Source organism: Rheinheimera sp. WS51 (assembly GCF_050936095.1).
Classification (GTDB): domain Bacteria; phylum Pseudomonadota; class Gammaproteobacteria; order Enterobacterales; family Alteromonadaceae; genus Alishewanella.
In genome coordinates, this window is record NZ_JBOTRC010000022.1 from 1 (window position 1) to 16131 (window position 16131).

The following is a 16131-nucleotide window of genomic DNA, read 5'->3' on the forward strand; positions in this document are numbered from 1 at the left end:
TGTTCTGGTGTTTTAATAAATAACGACATTATTAAACCGCTCTTTGCCAACACTATGCCTAAAATGAAAGCCGCTTGTACTCCGGCGGTTAATGAGCGGCTTACGACAGCTGGGGCTGATGTGTCAGTTATATTTGCAAATAGGTGTTTTGCGCTGTCGACATTATGGTAATGGCTATCGGCTCAACTAGCTTAATGATTAAGGGGAATGCCGCCGGAATTGATGTTGGCATCAATCTTGATGCTAACTAGGAAGTTGTCACTTAATAATAAGTTGCTTGACTGTATAGCGACTAAGCTTTGGATTTATAAATATAGGTCTTCTCTTAACCAAAGCGAAAGTGAAAAAATGACCTAAAAGAGTGTAAAAATTACATTGTTTTATACATTAGGGAGCGAAAATGTCTAAGTCAGCGCAATTATATAGAATGGTAACAAAAGAACATATTTGCCCGTTTGGCCTGAAATCAAAAGACTTATTACAGCGTCAAGGCTACGATGTTCAGGATCATAAACTCGCCTCTCGCGAACAGACTGAAACATTTAAACAGCAATATAACGTTGATACGACACCACAGGTTTTTATCAATAATAAACGTATTGGAGGCTATGAGGACCTACTTAATTATTTTAATAAGCCACCAGCCAAGCCAAAAGGCACCAGTTATGCACCCGTAATCGCCATTTTTTCCGTTACACTTTTACTAAGTTTAGCGTTTAGCTATAGCCAAACAAACTCAATATATCTTATTAAAACGCTAGAGCTTTTTGTCGCATTAACCATGTCGGTATTAGCCATACAAAAGCTTAAAGATCTTTATAGCTTTACTAATTCGTTTATTACCTATGATTTGTTAGCAATGAGAGTAGTTCGTTATGCCTATGTGTACCCGTTTTTAGAAGCATATGTGGGTATTGGCATGATTGCTAACTTTCCGGCCATTACCATTGCTCCTGTCTCATTATTTATCGGTACTGTAGGCGCCATTTCAGTGATTAAAGCGGTTTATATTGATAAGCGCGAATTGAAGTGTGCCTGTGTAGGCGGCGACAGTAACGTGCCTTTGGGCTTAATTTCACTAACAGAAAATGTATTTATGGTGGCCGCAGGTATTTGGATGTTTATGAGCTAAAACAACTAGATTTACTCTCTACATAATTAACTCACAGCTAGGATGGAAAAATGAAACATAATATTGATCATACCGACCCCGCTAAAAAAATGAGCACAACCCAAGGTAATGGGGGTGAAACACATCAAGATGCGGGTAACGACCACCCTGCACTTACTACCCAACAAGGCGTAGTAATTGCCGATAACCAAAACTCGCTAAAAGCCGGTGCGCGTGGCCCAAGTTTGTTAGAAGATTTTGTCTTACGTGAAAAAATTCATCATTTTGATCATGAGCGTATCCCTGAGCGCATTGTCCATGCACGCGGTAGCGCGGCGCATGGTTATTTTGAGTTAACGGAATCACTCGAACAATACACCACAGCAAAAATCCTAACCCAGACAGGTAAACAAACACCGTTATTCACTAGGTTTTCTACTGTAGCTGGTAGCAAGGGTTCAAAAGATACACCACGAGATGTACGCGGTTTCGCGGTCAAAATTTATACCGAAGAAGGCAACTGGGATATTGTCGGTAACAATATGCCTATTTTCTTTATTCAAGATGCTATGAAGTTTCCTGATCTAGTGCATGCTGTTAAGCCAGAGCCTGATCGCGGCTTTCCGCAAGCAGCGTCAGCGCATGACACTTTTTGGGACTTTGTATCACTTACTCCCGAAACAATGCATAACCTTATTTGGTTAATGAGTGACCGAGCATTGCCAAGAAGCGTGCGCATGATTGAAGGCTTTGCTATTCATAGTTATCGACTTATTAATAAAAATGGCAAAAGTACTTTTGTCCGTTTTCATTGGAAACCAGTACTTGGTGTTCAATCAACCACTTGGGATGAAGCTGTCAAAATATCAGGTGCTGATCCCGATTATCATCGCCGTGATTTGTTTGAAGCCATAAAAAACGGCGATTTTCCTGAATGGCAATTTGGCGTGCAGCTATTTACTGAAGAAGACGCTGACCAGTTTCCGTTTGATCATCTCGACGCCACTAAGCTGATCCCTGAAGAGTTAGTGCCAGTTAAAATAATCGGTAAGATGGTGCTTAATCGTAACCCAGATAATTTTTTTGCTGAAACCGAACAAGTGGCATTTTGCCCATCACATCTGCCACCTGGAATAGATTTTAGTAATGACCCCTTGCTGCAAGGTCGTTTATTTAGCTATTTAGATACCCAGTTGTCACGCTTAGGCTCGCCAAATTTTGCCCAACTGCCGATTAACGCGCCTAAATGCCCGTTCGCTAATATGCAGCGTGATGGTCATATGCAAATGCAAGTACCCAAGGGCCGCGTTAATTATGAGCCACAAAGCTTAGATCCAACTATGCCGCGGGAAAGTACTAAACGTGGCTTTAACTCATATGCCGAACCACTTGACGATAGCGTTAAAGGCCGAGTGCGAGCAGAGAAGTTTGCCGACCACTACAGTCAACCGCGGATGTTTTATCGCAGCCAAACTAATCCAGAGCAAGCACATATAGCTTCGGCCTATGCTTTTGAACTGGGTAAAGTAGATACTGCGCATGTTCGCACTCGCATGCTTGGACATCTACTTAACATAGATGAAGATTTAGCCAGTCGTGTTGCTAAGGCTCTAGGCATGACATTACCAGAACCAGCAAAAGCGGCTGCACCTGTACAAGATATGGCAACGTCTGATGCGGTGCAAACTATTGGTCTTTCGCCCAACAGTTTAAAAGGTCGGTTAATCGCTATTTTAGTAGCAGAAAATTCAAAACGAAGTGAAATTGAGAAATATGAAAAGGCAGCTAAGTCAGCCGGTGCCAAGGTTAAAGTTATCGCTCCAGGCCGTGAAGTCGTGCTAGATGACGATACACGTATTCAATCTGCTGAACGTATTGCTGGCGCACCATCGGTATTTTTTGATGCAGTAGTTAGTATTATTATGCCTGAACAAGCCAAAATGCTCGCAAAAGATAGCGCAACTTTAGATTGGTTTAACGATGCATATGCCCATTGCAAAGCCATAGCCTATTGCGGTGCAACCGATGAGTTCATTTTAAGTAAGCTACCAATAGAGAAAGACAGCTTTATTACACCTTTAGCTGATATAGATGCCTTTATCAACAATGCAAAATCACGGCTGTGGCAGCGTGAGCCTAAGGTGCGTAACTTAGCATAATAATTATTGGTAATTAAGCTAAGGCAACCAGTAGGCCATACTTATGGGGCAGATCTTACGCAGTAATCTGAAAAGTAAACAACAGGATCAGCCTCATAAATTCTGTTCACTTATATAAATTATCTTTATAATAATCAAAAATTTACAATAAACTGACAATTGTTTTTTTAATACATTTTGCTAATAGACACAGCATATTATTCTAGACTAATATGCTGTCGCTTTCGTGACAAGCCTTCCTAATCAGCCTTACCACTGACAGCATTAAATCATTGATATGAAATGTTTCGATAACATTTCATTTAGAAAAAACAGGACGATTTATGAAAACAATAATCAAAGGAACTTTGCTTTTATCTACGTTATTACTAGGTTCACAAGTTTATGCTAACGAACTTGATACTATTAATACAACTAACTGGAGCCTAGGTGTTGGCTCTTATGCTTTCTCTTTAAATAATACCGATGACTCTAGTGGTGATTTAGATTTCAGTGGATTCAATATAAGCGCAGGTTATGCCGTTAATAATAATTTTCAAATCAGAGGCACCTACTTTAATTTAGAGAATGATGATTACTCTACGGTAAAAAGTAAGGGTTTTGATTTAATGGCCTATGGTGGTACAGGATTTTCTAGAAAAGGCTTTAGGGGATACGGTGGTGCTGGCCTATTTTCAGACAAGTGGAGTGCACCAGGAGAGAGCGAATCTTTCTCAGGCATTCAACTTGGCGGAGGCTTAGGTTACAACTGGGGCTCTATCGCCATCGATCTTGTCGTTAATCTTCGCCAAGCCGATAAGTATGAAGATTTCATGTCTAGAAGCGGAACTTATATCGCTGCGGCCGGTAATTTATCGCTTTCTTATTTATTTTAAATAATTTCCATCATTAAAAATTTCCAAATCATCAAAAGCCACAACCTGAAAACTGTGGCTTTTTTATTAGCAATAATTCTCTTAGTTTACCAACATCAACACTAGCTTTACTTGGTTAGACTTACTTAGCCAGATCTTTCATTCGCATAACTGTTAAGCAAAAAAGCCGAAAAAAATGAGTTAATGATATTGATTCGCATTAGCGTCCGTGTTTTAATTGCGCCGTTTTTAACCCACCATCACTATTTGGAGTTTTTATGCGGACTAAACTGTCACGCTTATCGCTAGGAATTACCCTTGCTTTTGTATCGCTAAACACCTTAGCCCAGCAACAAACTGCTAATGCTGCGACCGCTGAAACTAAAGACATTATGCCGACACTTGAAGTAATTCGCGTTGTGGGCGATGCTGCGCCCGTATTACTAGAGCAAACAGGGACTGTTGTGGTGGTTGATCGCAAGCAAATTGAACAAATTCAGCCGCTATCAACAGAAGATATACTTCGCCGCATTCCAGGTATTAACATTAAAAGTGAAGAAGAAACCGCTATTGTTGCCAATTTTGGTATGCGCGGTTTATCTGCCAGTGAGTCTAAATCTTTGATGCTGGAAGATGGCGTGCCTGTGGCGCCGGGTTTATTTGTTGGTAACGATCGTTACTTTAATCCTCGCATTCAAAGAGTAGAACAAGTTGAAGTATTAAAAGGATCTGCATCGCTTCGTTACGGCCCTTCTACGATTGGCGGTGTGGTAAATTATCAAACTAAAACTCCAGATGACGGTGTTAAATTAAGTGGCCGTGTTGGTTCGTTTAATATGCAAGAAGTCAGTGTTGAAGCCGGTGGTAAAAGTGCTTCAGGTGATGCTTTTGCCGGTGTAGTAGCAACCCATGCAAGTAGTGATGGCTTTATGGATAAAGACTACGAAATGACCGATGTCATGGCAAAAGCAGGTGTTATTTTTGATAATAACCAAAAGCTGGGGATTAAAGTCTCTCGTTATGAAAACGATGCCAATATCTCATACCGTGGCTTATTGCTAGGTGACTATCAAGCTGGTGCAACCTATAACCCGGCGCCAGATGACTATTTTTTAACAGACCGTACTGCTTTTGATATTAATCATGAGTGGACTATTTCTAGCCAAGCAACATTAAAAACCTTGCTATATTGGAGCGAAATGAGCCGTGATTACTGGCGCTATAATGTTGATACAGCTGCCTCTAACACAGCCGGTCGCTGGGTTTATACCGACAACTTAACTGGCAATAACCGTAGCTTTAATCGCACGGGTATAGAGACTCGTTTAAATATTGATCATAATCTATTCGGCATGGTTAGTAACAGCGAGTTTGGCCTACGCTTTATGCAAGAAGAAGCAAATGATACCCGCATCAGAGCCGTTCGCAGTGCAGATCGCACTGGTGTAAATGACAGACACAGACTCGACTCTGCCGACAGCGTTGCCGCTTATGCACAAACCAGAATTGAACTTAGCAGCCGTTTTGCAATAACACCAGGCTTACGTGTTGAGTCTTATGAGCAAAAACGCATTGTATTAACCGAAGATAATGCTACGGCTAAATCGAGTAATACTGAATTTTTACCCGGTTTAGGTTTAACTTATAACCTAAGCCAATCTGCCCAGTTATATGGTGGTGTGTATCGCGCATTTTCGCCAGCATCAAACGGTGTTGCCCTTGATGGTTTAACTGATCAAAAACTAGATGGGGAACGCTCGACTAACTTTGAATTAGGTTTACGTGGCAAACAAGGTGCCATTAACTATGAAGTTGCTGCCTTTGTGATGGACTTTAATAATCAAGTTGTTACCGGTAACAGTGATCCTAATTTATCACAATCTAACGGTGGCAAAACAAAACATCATGGTATGGAGTTTATGTTTGGTTACCAGCTAGGTGGTGGTTTTAGCATCGATACTAACGCAACTTGGGTGCCAGAATCAGAATTTACAACCGGTGATAACCAAGGTAACCGCTTGCCCTATGCACCAAAAATCATTGCCAATCTAGCACTAAGTTATCAGCAAGAAAAACTAAGTGCCGCATTAACCGCCCATCACCGTGGTGAGCAATATGGTGATGCCAGCAATATTAAAGACATTCCAACCGATGCTGCTGGCGGTATCTGGGGTGGTTTAATGCCTTCTTATACGGTATTAGACTTAACCGCTCAGTATGAGTTAGCTGACAATATTCGTTTATTTGGCTCAGTTAAAAACCTAACCGATAAACGCTATATAACCGGCCTACGCCAAGGTATTTACGTTGGCCCTGAGCGTTCATTCGAAATAGGCGCAAGCTACAGTTTTTAACATTCAATAAGGCGCCATTCGGCGCCTTTTTTTATTCATTTTGAAATAAATAGAGAATTGTTTGCAAAAGCCCAGATTAGTCTTAAAATCGGCTTCTAGCTTATTTTGTACTTTGCCGTTTCAGGCCAAAAGCACAGCAATAAGCCCCTATAGAACCAGCCGGACTTACTATCATGAGTAAAACAAACAATAGTGGTGCCCAAGCCTATCAACAACAAGAGCAAGGTTATCGCGATAAAGCATTAAAAATGTACCCTTGGGTCTGTGGCCGTTGTGCTCGCGAGTTTGTTTATTCAAACTTACGTGAACTAACAGTGCATCATATTGATCACAACCACAGCAATAATCCCGCTGACGGTAGTAACTGGGAGTTACTCTGTATTTATTGCCACGATAATGAGCATAATAAATATCATGAATTTGTGCTCTATGGCGAAACAACAGAGCAAAAAGTATCCGCAGCAACCCATAATCCGTTTGCTGACTTAAAAGCGTTATTAAACAAGTCTAAATAATTTAAACGTCTTTGAAACACTAAGCCCTAGGCTCAGTAATCATTCAGCCCCAATATTAGGCTTAAAGTTAAATATGCAACTGATTAAAATTGATAAAACTCGTTACCGCAAACACGTAAATCGTGTTATCGCAGCATGCGTTATTGGGTTAGCTATTAGCAGCTTAGCCATTTCGCAAACACTAATAGCACTGTTTCCAGATCCCAGTGGTAGCCATTTTCATTGGAATTTACTGGGCGTAGTAGTAACCACAATCACTATTGGCTGGCTATTAAATAAATATCGACATCACCCATTTATGACTGAGGTAGTTTATGTCTGGGAGTTAAAACAGGCGCTAAACAAAATAACCCGCAAAATGCCTAAGCTAAAAGCGGCTGGCCAAGCTGGCAATATAGATGCGCTTGTAGCTATACAATACAGCTATGCTGGCTCACGTTTATTATGGCACCTAGACGACAATAGCATTGTTATAGACGAACTAGCCCTAGCCCAATTAGAGCTAGATGCTTTAGCTAAAAAATACCAAGTAACCCTAAATGCTGATGACTATAATGAGCAGATTTTAAGGCAGTTTTAAGCCCAACTAGTGCAAAATAAACACTAAAACTCCGTACCCTATTAAATGATTTAACAGGCGCCAGGTCTAGCTTTGCTCGTTAATGGCCGCCTGTTTTACTTTTAGGGGTTATTCTTCTAGTGTTGGATAATCCGTATAGCCTTCAGCACCTTGACTATAAAATAACTCTGGTTTAGCTGCATTTAGTTTAGCCTTGTTAGCAAAGCGTTCCACTAAATCTGGGTTGGCAATATAGGGTACGCCAAAGGCAACAGCGTCAGCATGTCCACTGGCAATAATGGCATCAGCACTGGCTTGGCTAAATTTTTCATTGGCAATATATACTCCGCCAAATAACTGCTTTAATTTAGGGCCTAGGCTATCTTCAGCTTGAGACTCACGAGCACAAATAAAAGCAATGTTACGCTTTGCTAATTGTTGCACTAAGTATGAAAAAGTGTCGCTGCGCTGCGAATCTCCCATACTATGCGAGTCTGCTCTTGGGGCTAAATGCATACCTACTCGGCCAGCTCCCCATACCGAAATAACGGCATCTGTTACTTCTAACATTAAGCGAGCACGGTTTTCAATGCTGCCGCCATATTCATCAGTGCGCTGATTACTGCTATCTTGTAGAAATTGATCCAACAAGTAGCCATTAGCGCCATGGATCTCTACCCCGTCAAAACCGGCTTTTTTAGCATTTTTTGCACCTTGCAGGTAAGCGTCAACAATATCCGCTATTTCATTGTTTGCTAAGGCTCTTGGCGTCACATAGGATTTTTTCGGCCGCATTAAACTGACATGACCTTTAGCGGCAATAGCGCTAGGTGCTACAGGTAATTCGCCGTTTAAATAATAAGGATCAGAAATTCGGCCAACATGCCATAATTGCAACATTATCTTACCGCCAGCTTGATGAACTGCCGTAGTCACCTTTTGCCAACCAGCCACTTGCTCTTCATTCCAAATACCTGGCGTATCAGGATAGCCCACGCCCATAGGGGTAACAGAAGTCGCCTCGGTTAATATTAAACCGGCACTAGCGCGTTGGCAGTAATACTCTGCCATCAAGTTATTTGGCACACGATCAGCACCAGCACGACAACGTGTTAACGGCGCCATAATAACTCTGTTGGCTAATTGTAATTCACCAACTTGGATTGGGCTTAATAAAGGGCTCATATGCTGTCCTGTTGCTTAACTATTTAAAGAAGCTAATAAAATTGGTCTTGACTACTAAAAATACAAGGCCAACCATAAAGATTTAATGATAAACTCTTGCTTTTAACTTACTAGATGCCTGCTTGTTTGTGCTCTTAAGTCTGAGTATATTGCCAAGCCTTATTCTAATACTGTGTTTGCTGTCACCGTCAAGGATCGCTCATGTTTAAAAAGCTTATTTCCTCACCGATTATGATTGCAGTGCTACTGGCGCTAATTTTAATTTTATGGCTATTCAGTGGTGACAATTACAGTGCGAAACAACAAGCGCCCGCTGAACAAGCGGTAGCCAAACAACAATTAGTACAGGTTGAAACGCGCTGGTCAACAGCTGAACCTTATCAGTTAACTCAAGTCGCTCAAGGCCAAGTGCTGCCTTGGCGCAGTGTAAGCATTAAAGCTCAACAAGCCGGCACTGTTATTCAGTTATTAACAGACCAAGGCGATACAGTTAAAAAAGGCGCTAAACTACTGCGTTTATCTGATGAAGGCCGCGCGGCATTATTACAACAAGCTAAAGCCAATTTAACCCTAAAACAAGACGAGTTAAACAGCGCTCAAAAACTTGGTAAATCTAATTTTTTATCAGAAACCGAGCTAACACGCTTAGAAAGTGAATTAGCCAAAGCCAAAGCGGAATTTCAAAAAGCACAGCTAGCCGTGAACCAAGTTGAACCCCAAGCCCCCTTCAATGGTGTAATAGACCGACGCCATATAGAAGTTGGCGATGTAGTACAAGTCGGCTCGCCATTATTACAATTAGTGCAAGTAGATAAATTAAAAGTTACAGCGCAAATTCCGCAACAGCATGTAGCGGCTTTACAACTAGGCCAAGCGGTTAAATTACGCTTATTAGATGGTAGAGCTTTACAAGGTAAACTTAGCTTTATCAGCTATGCTGCTGATAAAGCCACTCGCAGCTTTTATATTGAAGTCACCGTTGCAAATCCTCAGATGTTACGAATTGCAGGAGGAAGTGTTACCGTTGAAATTCAACTTAGCCCAGTTGCTACCCATACAATTTCACCAGCGTTATTAAGTTTAGATAATAATGGTAATTTAGGCGTTGCAACCGTCGATGAAGAGCAACGCGTCGTATTTTATCCTGTTACTATTTTATCTGCCGATAATAAAGGCGCTAGAGTTAGCGGCTTGCCAAACAAAGTACAAATTATTAGCCAAGGCGCAGGTTTTGTTAAAACGGGAGATAAAGTTCAGCCAATAGGTACTAAAGCATGAACGCGATTATTCAAGCCGCCATTGGTCGCAGCCGTGCCAGCTTAATGTTGCTGTTGTTTTTATTTATTGCAGGCATAACGGCTTATCAAAGTATTCCTAAAGAAGCGAACCCTGATGTCGCCATTCCAATGATGTATGTGTCTATGTCATTAGACGGCATTAGCCCTGAAGATGGTGAGCGGTTATTAGTTCGGCCTATGGAGCATGAGCTACGCTCGCTTGAAGGCATCAAAAAGATGACCTCCACCTCAAGCGAAGGCCATGCATCAGTCATGTTAGAGTTTGATGCTGGCTTTAATGCCGAGCAAGCTTTAGCGGATGTTCGCGTTAAAGTAGATGCGGCAAGAGCAAAGCTTCCTAGTGAAGCGGATGAGCCTACCGTTAACGAAATTAACGTGGCTTTATTTCCTGTTTTATCAGTTGGTTTATCAGGGCCAATTTCTGAAAATCAATTAGTGTATATAGCACGGCAATTACAAGAAAACATTGAAGCTATTCCCGAAGTGCTAGAGGTAGATATTGGCGGTGATCGTGAAGATTTATTAGAAATTGTTGTTGATCCTCAAGTGCTTGAAGGTTACGGCTTAGATTACCAAGAGCTGTTTCGTTTAGTCTCTAATAATAACCGCCTAGTCGCTGCAGGCAGCTTAGACACCGGCGCTGGCCGCTTAGCCATGAAGGTGCCAGGTGTTATTGAGAATTTAGACGACGTGTTGTCCATGCCGATTAAAGTTGATGGCGATACCGTTATCACTTTTGGTGACGTGGCAACCATAAGTCGTAGCTTTAAAGATCCGCTAGGTTTTGCCCGTATCAATGGTCAACCTGCTGTTGTGTTAGAAATTAAAAAACGCTCGGGCGCTAATATTATTTCTACTATAGAACAAACCAAAGCCTTAGTAGAGCAAGCCAGCAGCCAGTTTCCTGATGGCATGCATATTAACTACATTATGGACCAGTCTAAAGAAGTAAAAATATGTTGTCTGACTTACTAAACAACGTATTAACTGCAGTCGTACTGGTACTTATTTTAATCGTAGCCACTATGGGCATGCGCTCCGCATTATTGGTGGGTATTACTATTCCTGGGGCCTTTTTTGCGGGCATTTTAATTATTTATGCCCTAGGTTATACCATGAATATTATTGTGCTATTTGCCCTTATTTTAGTCGCAGGCATGTTAGTTGATGGCGCTGTTGTAGTCAGTGAACTTGCTGATCGCAATCTACAAGAAGGCCAAAAGCCGAAACAAGCTTGGGCTAATGCTGCTGGTCGTATGTCTTGGCCAATTATTGCTTCTACTGCAACAACAGTAGTGGTCTTTATGCCGCTGCTTTTCTGGCCAGGTGTTGTAGGCCAGTTTATGAAGTACCTTCCCGCTACCGTTATTATCTGTTTAACCGCATCACTATTTATGGCCTTAATATTTTTACCAGTAATGGGCGGGTTGAGTAAGAATCAGTATATTCCACACCAGGTTGAAGTAAGTCGTGCGGGTAAAGGCTATCGTAAACTACTTGATTATCTTTTACATTATCCAGGTTTAACCTTAGCCGGCTTGCTAGGCGCAATGACGCTGATTTTTGTCGCTTATGGTAAGTATAATCATGGCTTAGAGTTTTTTCCTAAAGTAGAGCCAGAGTCAGCACAGGTATGGGTGCGCGCGCGTGGTGACATGTCGATTTATGAAAAAGACGCCCTGTTACAGCAAGTTGAACAGCGGTTAATGGGCTTATCTGAAGTTAAAGCTTTATATGCTCGTTCGTTAGCCAGTAGCAGTGGCGAGCTAGCCCCTGATGTTGTAGGCACCTTACAGTTTCAATTTATAGACTGGTATGAAAGACGCAAAGCCGATGATATTTTAGCTGAAATGCGCAGCCTAACCCAAGATATACCCGGTATTATTTTAGAGTTTCGCCAACAACAAGAAGGCCCGGCTTCAGGCAAACCCATTGAACTGCAAGTTAGCAGTACTGATATTAAAACTACCGAGCAGGCTGTTAGTCAGATTATCCAACAAATGGAAACATTAGGCGGCTTTGTTGATATTGAAGATGACCGCAGCTTGCCGGGCATAGAGTGGCGTATCGAAGTCGATCGCGCCGCCGCCGCACGTTTTGGTGCAGACGTTTTAACAGTTGGTAACGCAGTGCAAATGGTCAGTAATGGTTTATTATTGGCCAAATTTCGCCCAGAATATGCCAGTGATGAAGTTGATATTCGGGTGCGTTTTCCTCAGCATTGGCGTTCGCTTGATCAGCTAGGTCGGTTAACCATTCAAACGCCTCGTGGCCAAGTGCCCTTAAGTAACTTTGTACAACTGGTTCCTGCGGCTAAAACCAGTGTTATTAAACGTATCGACGGCAACCGCACTATAACCATAAAAAGTGACTTAGCCCCTGGTGCTCAAGTTAGCGAGCGCCTAAAGGCGCTATTAGCCAGTAATAGTAAACTGCCCGAAAACGTGCAGATAAAAACTGCCGGTGAAAGCGCTGATCAGCAAGAAACCATGAGCTTTTTAATAGGCGCCTTTGCAACAGCCATCTTTTTAATGCTAATGATTTTATTGGTTCAATTTAACAGTTGGTATCAAAGTTTATTAGTGCTGTCGGCCATTGTTTTCTCTACAGCAGGTGTATTGTTAGGCTTACTTATTAATAGCCAAAGCTTTGGCGTTGTTATGGTAGGCATGGGTATTATTGGTTTGGCTGGTATTGTTGTTAATAACAATATTGTATTAATAGACACCTATAATCAATTGCGTGCTACCGGCTTATCTGCGCGTGAAGCGGCTTTAGAAACTGGCTGCTTGCGTTTAAGACCCGTTCTATTAACCTCTATTACAACGGTGCTTGGTTTAATGCCAATGGTATTAGCAGTAAATGTAAACTTATTAGAGCCAAGCTTAGGCTTTGGCGCACCTTCGACCCAATGGTGGACTCAACTATCTAGCGCCATTGCTGGAGGCTTAACCTTTGCTACCTTCTTAACCCTATTTCTAACCCCTTGTATGTTAGTGCTAGGAGAAAAAACGCATCAGTTGTTAAGTACTGCAAAGTCTAAACTAGGTTTGTAAAAGCTGCGGATAATACTAATCGTCGTTAAAGGAATAGTCGTTAAAGCTTAAATATGCAGTTTAAAGCTTAAATCCGCTTTAAACTGCATTGAGTTGTTGCAATTAGGTTTCGAACTTAGAGCTTACTGTTACTAACGACTCAGAAAGCACTCTTAAATCATCCGATATTCCATGTACACTAAGCTGTAAGCTTTTCGTCTGGGCAAAAGAGCCAATCATTCTAGCGGTACTACTGGCAATTTGCTCAGCAACCATAGTTTGCTCTTCTGTCGCCGCCGCTATTTGTGCATTAAGCAAACTAATTTGCTGCACTTCATGGTTTATTTGCTCAATTGAGTTACCTGCATCTTCCGCTAAACTAGCTGAATGCGCAGCATTATTCACAGCCTGGTTCATAATACTCACAGCACCGGCTACATTATCATTAAGCTGCTTTAAAACACCTTGCACCATAGTGACAGACTCAGCTGTTTTTGAAGATAAATTACGTACTTCATCAGCAACTACAGAGAAGCCCCGACCATGCTCGCCAGCCCTAGCCGCTTCAATAGCCGCATTAAGAGCTAATAAGTTAGTTTGATCGGCAATATCATTAATGCTTTTTAAGATTTCAGTGACATTATTTGTTTTTTCAGCAAGTTCAGTTATCACATCTTGAGCATGTTTTATTTCTACAGACAAGCCTTGTGAATATTCAACCGCATGACTTGTTTTATCTAAGCCTAATTTTGCTAATTCATTTGCTTTACCCGCACCGCTAGCTGCATCATTGGCTGACTGACTGATATCTTGAACTGACAACTGCATTTCTGCCATACTCTGACTCACATTTTCTGAATTCTCAGACTGTTCATGAGTCATTTTCTCAAGGCTATTCATACCTGTAGCTAGATCTTTAGCGCTTCGATTTAAAGGCTCTATTGTTTGCGCCAAGTCATTAAATGAAGTCTGTAACATTTGAATAAATAAATTAAACTCTTTGGCGACAACACCTAGTTCATCATGGCCGGATACAGGTAATCGGCTACTTAAGTTGCCCTTGCCGCTTGCTAGCTCAGCTAATGACTCCCCTAGAGCTTTAGCTGAATTGCTAATACGGCTAGCAATATAGTGACCTAAGCCAGCAGTGAGTAATATCAGCACACTACCTAAGCCTAAGATCACCGATAAGGCTAAATCCATATTGCTCGACATATTTTCAATCGCGTTAGAAAAACGCTCATCCGCTTGCTGTTCAAACTGATTAAAGCGTTGTTTTAAACTTTGAAATTGTTCTGTTTTAACGCTAACACTGGCCTGAATTTTACTAAAATCAACCTCATCATCAATAAACTGCTGCGCAATTGCTCCTGCTAGAGCTGCATAATTATCCGCATCTTGTTGCAAGGTGTTCAAAGCAGTTAATTGATCTGGATTAAGTGTTTTAAGTCGGTTTAGGTTTTGCTGTAACTCAGCATTTAATTGCTGCGCTGTTGCTAATAAATCAGGATCAGATAGTGTGACCGCTTGGGTAAAAAACTCATCTAAAGAGGTAAAACCGGCTCTAACTTGTGAAGCTAGCTTTGACGTTTCATACATGTAGTCTCGCATATCCTGCGTAGTTTCGTTGTTTTTAGCGGTAAAAAACACACTAACAGCCACAACAGCAGAGAATGCCACTACAGCCAACCCTATCACTAACCAGATTTTTACTACTATCGACATATTCTTCATATAAACACTCTATCTTGTTTGCTGCCAAAGAGCTTGGCAGCAAGTTCAATTAATTTAAAGTCAGAATAACTTTCACCGCATCAGTTACATTTGCAGAATCAACATAGCCAATAGCGTTTATATTTTTAGAAACGTAATCTATTACATCGGCTTGCGTTTCTAACTCTGTAGGGGGAGTGCCTTTACCCGTAAACACGAGTTTTGCCCAGTGCGATTTTAATTGTGCTGAAGAGCGACCAACGCCTTTCTCATCAAATTCAGAGCGCAAAGGCGAGCTTTCCACTAAGTTTATCGCTGTAAATGCAGAAGAGCGTCCTGTGTATAAGCGCGTTAACTCATCACTTGTTAAAGCCGATGAGTTAGCTGGGTTAACAATAACGGCAATTTCTGCATTCGTTACAGGGCTAAATGCCATAGCGGATACTAGCGCCATAATAGCTAAGATTTTATTTAACATATCAACTCCTTAAAATACTAAGTCTACGCCAAAAGCAACTAAGCCATTACGTTGGCCATTGATGTCATTTTTTTCTGAGCTATATTGTGCTTTAAACGCAGCTGAAGGGTGAAAATCATAACGAACGCCAATATTCCAAGTATTTGAATCAACAGCTTCGCTATCTATTAACCCTTGTAGTGGCATAAATAATTGTGCAGGCAACGCATTGGCATAAGGCTGATATATACCTACATTGGCATCATTATCTTCACGCTCATAAGAGACATAAGGGGTCATACTGTCAAAACGTTTACCTACAGAGGCGTAGTAATTACTTTTTGTCGCAATAAAACTATTATCTACTTTAACGTGAGTGTATTCAGCCACTGCTATCCAATTACTATCATCATAAGTTAAACCAACGCCGATAAAGCTCGATTTTTCATCGTCTATATCAATAGCTGAAACCAATTGAGGTAAGCCATTACCACTTAATGCTTGGTATAAGTTACCAACAGTAAAATCAGGCGCTAAAGCAACATCTGCAGTATTTACACTGGTTTTACCCGTTAAATAAGCAAACCTAGCACTTAATGAATCTTTAGCTAGCTCCCAAGTGATCCCAGCAACATTTTCAATTTTAGCGTTAATCTTAGTATCGCTTATTGTAGTCTTGCCATCATAGCCACCAAAAATAAGCTGCAGGGTAGAATCAACACTGCCTAATTGTGCCGTGCGATAAAAGCTTATTCCTTCTATATTATCAAAACCTAAGCCATAAACACCTTGAGGTACTCGTAGCCAGTCATCATACGTATATCCTTAAGAGCTTAAGCTGCTGATATATTTAGATTAGTTAGCATTTTAAACACCCCGTTTTTTTGATCT

13 protein-coding genes are annotated in these 16131 nt (G+C 41.2%); 9 read left to right on the forward strand and 4 right to left on the reverse strand.

What is annotated here, in order from left to right:
- The first annotated feature begins 400 nt into the window (after window positions 1–400).
- From ACRCA4_RS14415 to ACRCA4_RS14440, 6 genes are all read left to right on the forward strand, one after another.
- Window positions 401–1132, forward strand: a complete 732-nt coding sequence (locus ACRCA4_RS14415) for a MauE/DoxX family redox-associated membrane protein (protein ID WP_433190115.1) — start codon at window positions 401–403, stop codon at window positions 1130–1132.
- Between the two features lie 50 nt (window positions 1133–1182).
- Entirely contained in the window at window positions 1183–3270 is a 2088-nt protein-coding gene (locus ACRCA4_RS14420; RefSeq protein WP_433190118.1) for a catalase, read from the forward strand.
- A gap of 323 nt (window positions 3271–3593) precedes the next feature.
- Window positions 3594–4145, forward strand: coding sequence for an outer membrane beta-barrel protein (locus tag ACRCA4_RS14425; RefSeq protein WP_433190121.1), 552 nt, complete (start codon window positions 3594–3596; stop codon window positions 4143–4145).
- Between the two features lie 257 nt (window positions 4146–4402).
- Window positions 4403–6478: a TonB-dependent receptor family protein gene (locus tag ACRCA4_RS14430; RefSeq protein ID WP_433190124.1), complete on the forward strand. Its 2076-nt coding sequence runs from the start codon at window positions 4403–4405 to the stop codon at window positions 6476–6478.
- 173 nt (window positions 6479–6651) lie between these two features.
- On the forward strand, window positions 6652–6993 hold the full coding sequence (locus tag ACRCA4_RS14435) for a YajD family HNH nuclease (RefSeq protein WP_433190126.1): 342 nt from the start codon (window positions 6652–6654) through the stop codon (window positions 6991–6993).
- Between the two features lie 73 nt (window positions 6994–7066).
- Complete coding sequence (locus ACRCA4_RS14440; protein WP_433190129.1) at window positions 7067–7573, forward strand: DUF3087 domain-containing protein; 507 nt, start codon at window positions 7067–7069, stop codon at window positions 7571–7573.
- A gap of 108 nt (window positions 7574–7681) precedes the next feature.
- Here the strand turns inward: ACRCA4_RS14440 and ACRCA4_RS14445 are convergent, their stop codons facing one another.
- Window positions 7682–8737: an alkene reductase gene (locus tag ACRCA4_RS14445; RefSeq protein WP_433190132.1), complete on the reverse strand. Its 1056-nt coding sequence runs from the start codon at window positions 8735–8737 to the stop codon at window positions 7682–7684.
- Window positions 8738–8938: 201 nt separating this feature from the next.
- On the opposite strand from ACRCA4_RS14445, the gene ACRCA4_RS14450 reads away from it, so the two are divergent.
- From ACRCA4_RS14450 to ACRCA4_RS14460, 3 genes are read left to right on the forward strand one after another with little or no spacing between them, the layout of a single operon-like run.
- Entirely contained in the window at window positions 8939–10015 is a 1077-nt protein-coding gene (locus ACRCA4_RS14450; RefSeq protein WP_433190135.1) for an efflux RND transporter periplasmic adaptor subunit, read from the forward strand.
- The gene (locus tag ACRCA4_RS14455; RefSeq protein WP_433190138.1) at window positions 10012–11010 is read left to right on the forward strand and encodes an efflux RND transporter permease subunit; all 999 of its coding nucleotides are present in this window, start codon (window positions 10012–10014) and stop codon (window positions 11008–11010) included. The genes ACRCA4_RS14450 and ACRCA4_RS14455 overlap by 4 nt, the downstream gene beginning before the upstream one ends.
- Window positions 10992–13091, forward strand: coding sequence for an efflux RND transporter permease subunit (locus tag ACRCA4_RS14460; RefSeq protein WP_433190141.1), 2100 nt, complete (start codon window positions 10992–10994; stop codon window positions 13089–13091). The genes ACRCA4_RS14455 and ACRCA4_RS14460 overlap by 19 nt, the downstream gene beginning before the upstream one ends.
- A 102-nt stretch (window positions 13092–13193) precedes the next feature.
- On the opposite strand, the gene ACRCA4_RS14465 is transcribed toward ACRCA4_RS14460, so the two are convergent.
- Genes ACRCA4_RS14465 through ACRCA4_RS14475 form a run of 3 tightly spaced genes read right to left on the reverse strand, consistent with a single transcriptional unit; the run spans window position 13194 to window position 16002 of the window.
- Complete coding sequence (locus ACRCA4_RS14465) at window positions 13194–14804, reverse strand: methyl-accepting chemotaxis protein (protein WP_433190143.1); 1611 nt, start codon at window positions 14802–14804, stop codon at window positions 13194–13196.
- A 49-nt stretch (window positions 14805–14853) separates the two neighbouring features.
- Window positions 14854–15261, reverse strand: coding sequence for a phosphate ABC transporter substrate-binding protein (locus ACRCA4_RS14470; protein ID WP_433190146.1), 408 nt, complete (start codon window positions 15259–15261; stop codon window positions 14854–14856).
- Window positions 15262–15270: 9 nt separating this feature from the next.
- On the reverse strand, window positions 15271–16002 hold the full coding sequence (locus ACRCA4_RS14475) for a porin (protein WP_433190149.1): 732 nt from the start codon (window positions 16000–16002) through the stop codon (window positions 15271–15273).
- Window positions 16003–16131: the final 129 nt, after the last annotated feature.

What these genes read in the sequence shown, in the direction of transcription:
- ACRCA4_RS14415 (WP_433190115.1), top strand. Translation starts at nt 401, where the DNA reads ATGTCTAAGTCAGCGCAATTATATAGAATGGTAACAAAAGAACATATT.
- ACRCA4_RS14465 (WP_433190143.1), bottom strand. Translation starts at nt 14,804, where the DNA reads ATGAAGAATATGTCGATAGTAGTAAAAATCTGGTTAGTGATAGGGTTG.
- ACRCA4_RS14420 (WP_433190118.1), top strand. Translation starts at nt 1,183, where the DNA reads ATGAAACATAATATTGATCATACCGACCCCGCTAAAAAAATGAGCACA.
- ACRCA4_RS14460 (WP_433190141.1), top strand. Translation starts at nt 10,992, where the DNA reads ATGTTGTCTGACTTACTAAACAACGTATTAACTGCAGTCGTACTGGTA.
- ACRCA4_RS14470 (WP_433190146.1), bottom strand. Translation starts at nt 15,261, where the DNA reads ATGTTAAATAAAATCTTAGCTATTATGGCGCTAGTATCCGCTATGGCA.
- ACRCA4_RS14425 (WP_433190121.1), top strand. Translation starts at nt 3,594, where the DNA reads ATGAAAACAATAATCAAAGGAACTTTGCTTTTATCTACGTTATTACTA.
- ACRCA4_RS14430 (WP_433190124.1), top strand. Translation starts at nt 4,403, where the DNA reads ATGCGGACTAAACTGTCACGCTTATCGCTAGGAATTACCCTTGCTTTT.
- ACRCA4_RS14440 (WP_433190129.1), top strand. Translation starts at nt 7,067, where the DNA reads ATGCAACTGATTAAAATTGATAAAACTCGTTACCGCAAACACGTAAAT.
- ACRCA4_RS14450 (WP_433190135.1), top strand. Translation starts at nt 8,939, where the DNA reads ATGTTTAAAAAGCTTATTTCCTCACCGATTATGATTGCAGTGCTACTG.
- ACRCA4_RS14445 (WP_433190132.1), bottom strand. Translation starts at nt 8,737, where the DNA reads ATGAGCCCTTTATTAAGCCCAATCCAAGTTGGTGAATTACAATTAGCC.
- ACRCA4_RS14435 (WP_433190126.1), top strand. Translation starts at nt 6,652, where the DNA reads ATGAGTAAAACAAACAATAGTGGTGCCCAAGCCTATCAACAACAAGAG.
- ACRCA4_RS14455 (WP_433190138.1), top strand. Translation starts at nt 10,012, where the DNA reads ATGAACGCGATTATTCAAGCCGCCATTGGTCGCAGCCGTGCCAGCTTA.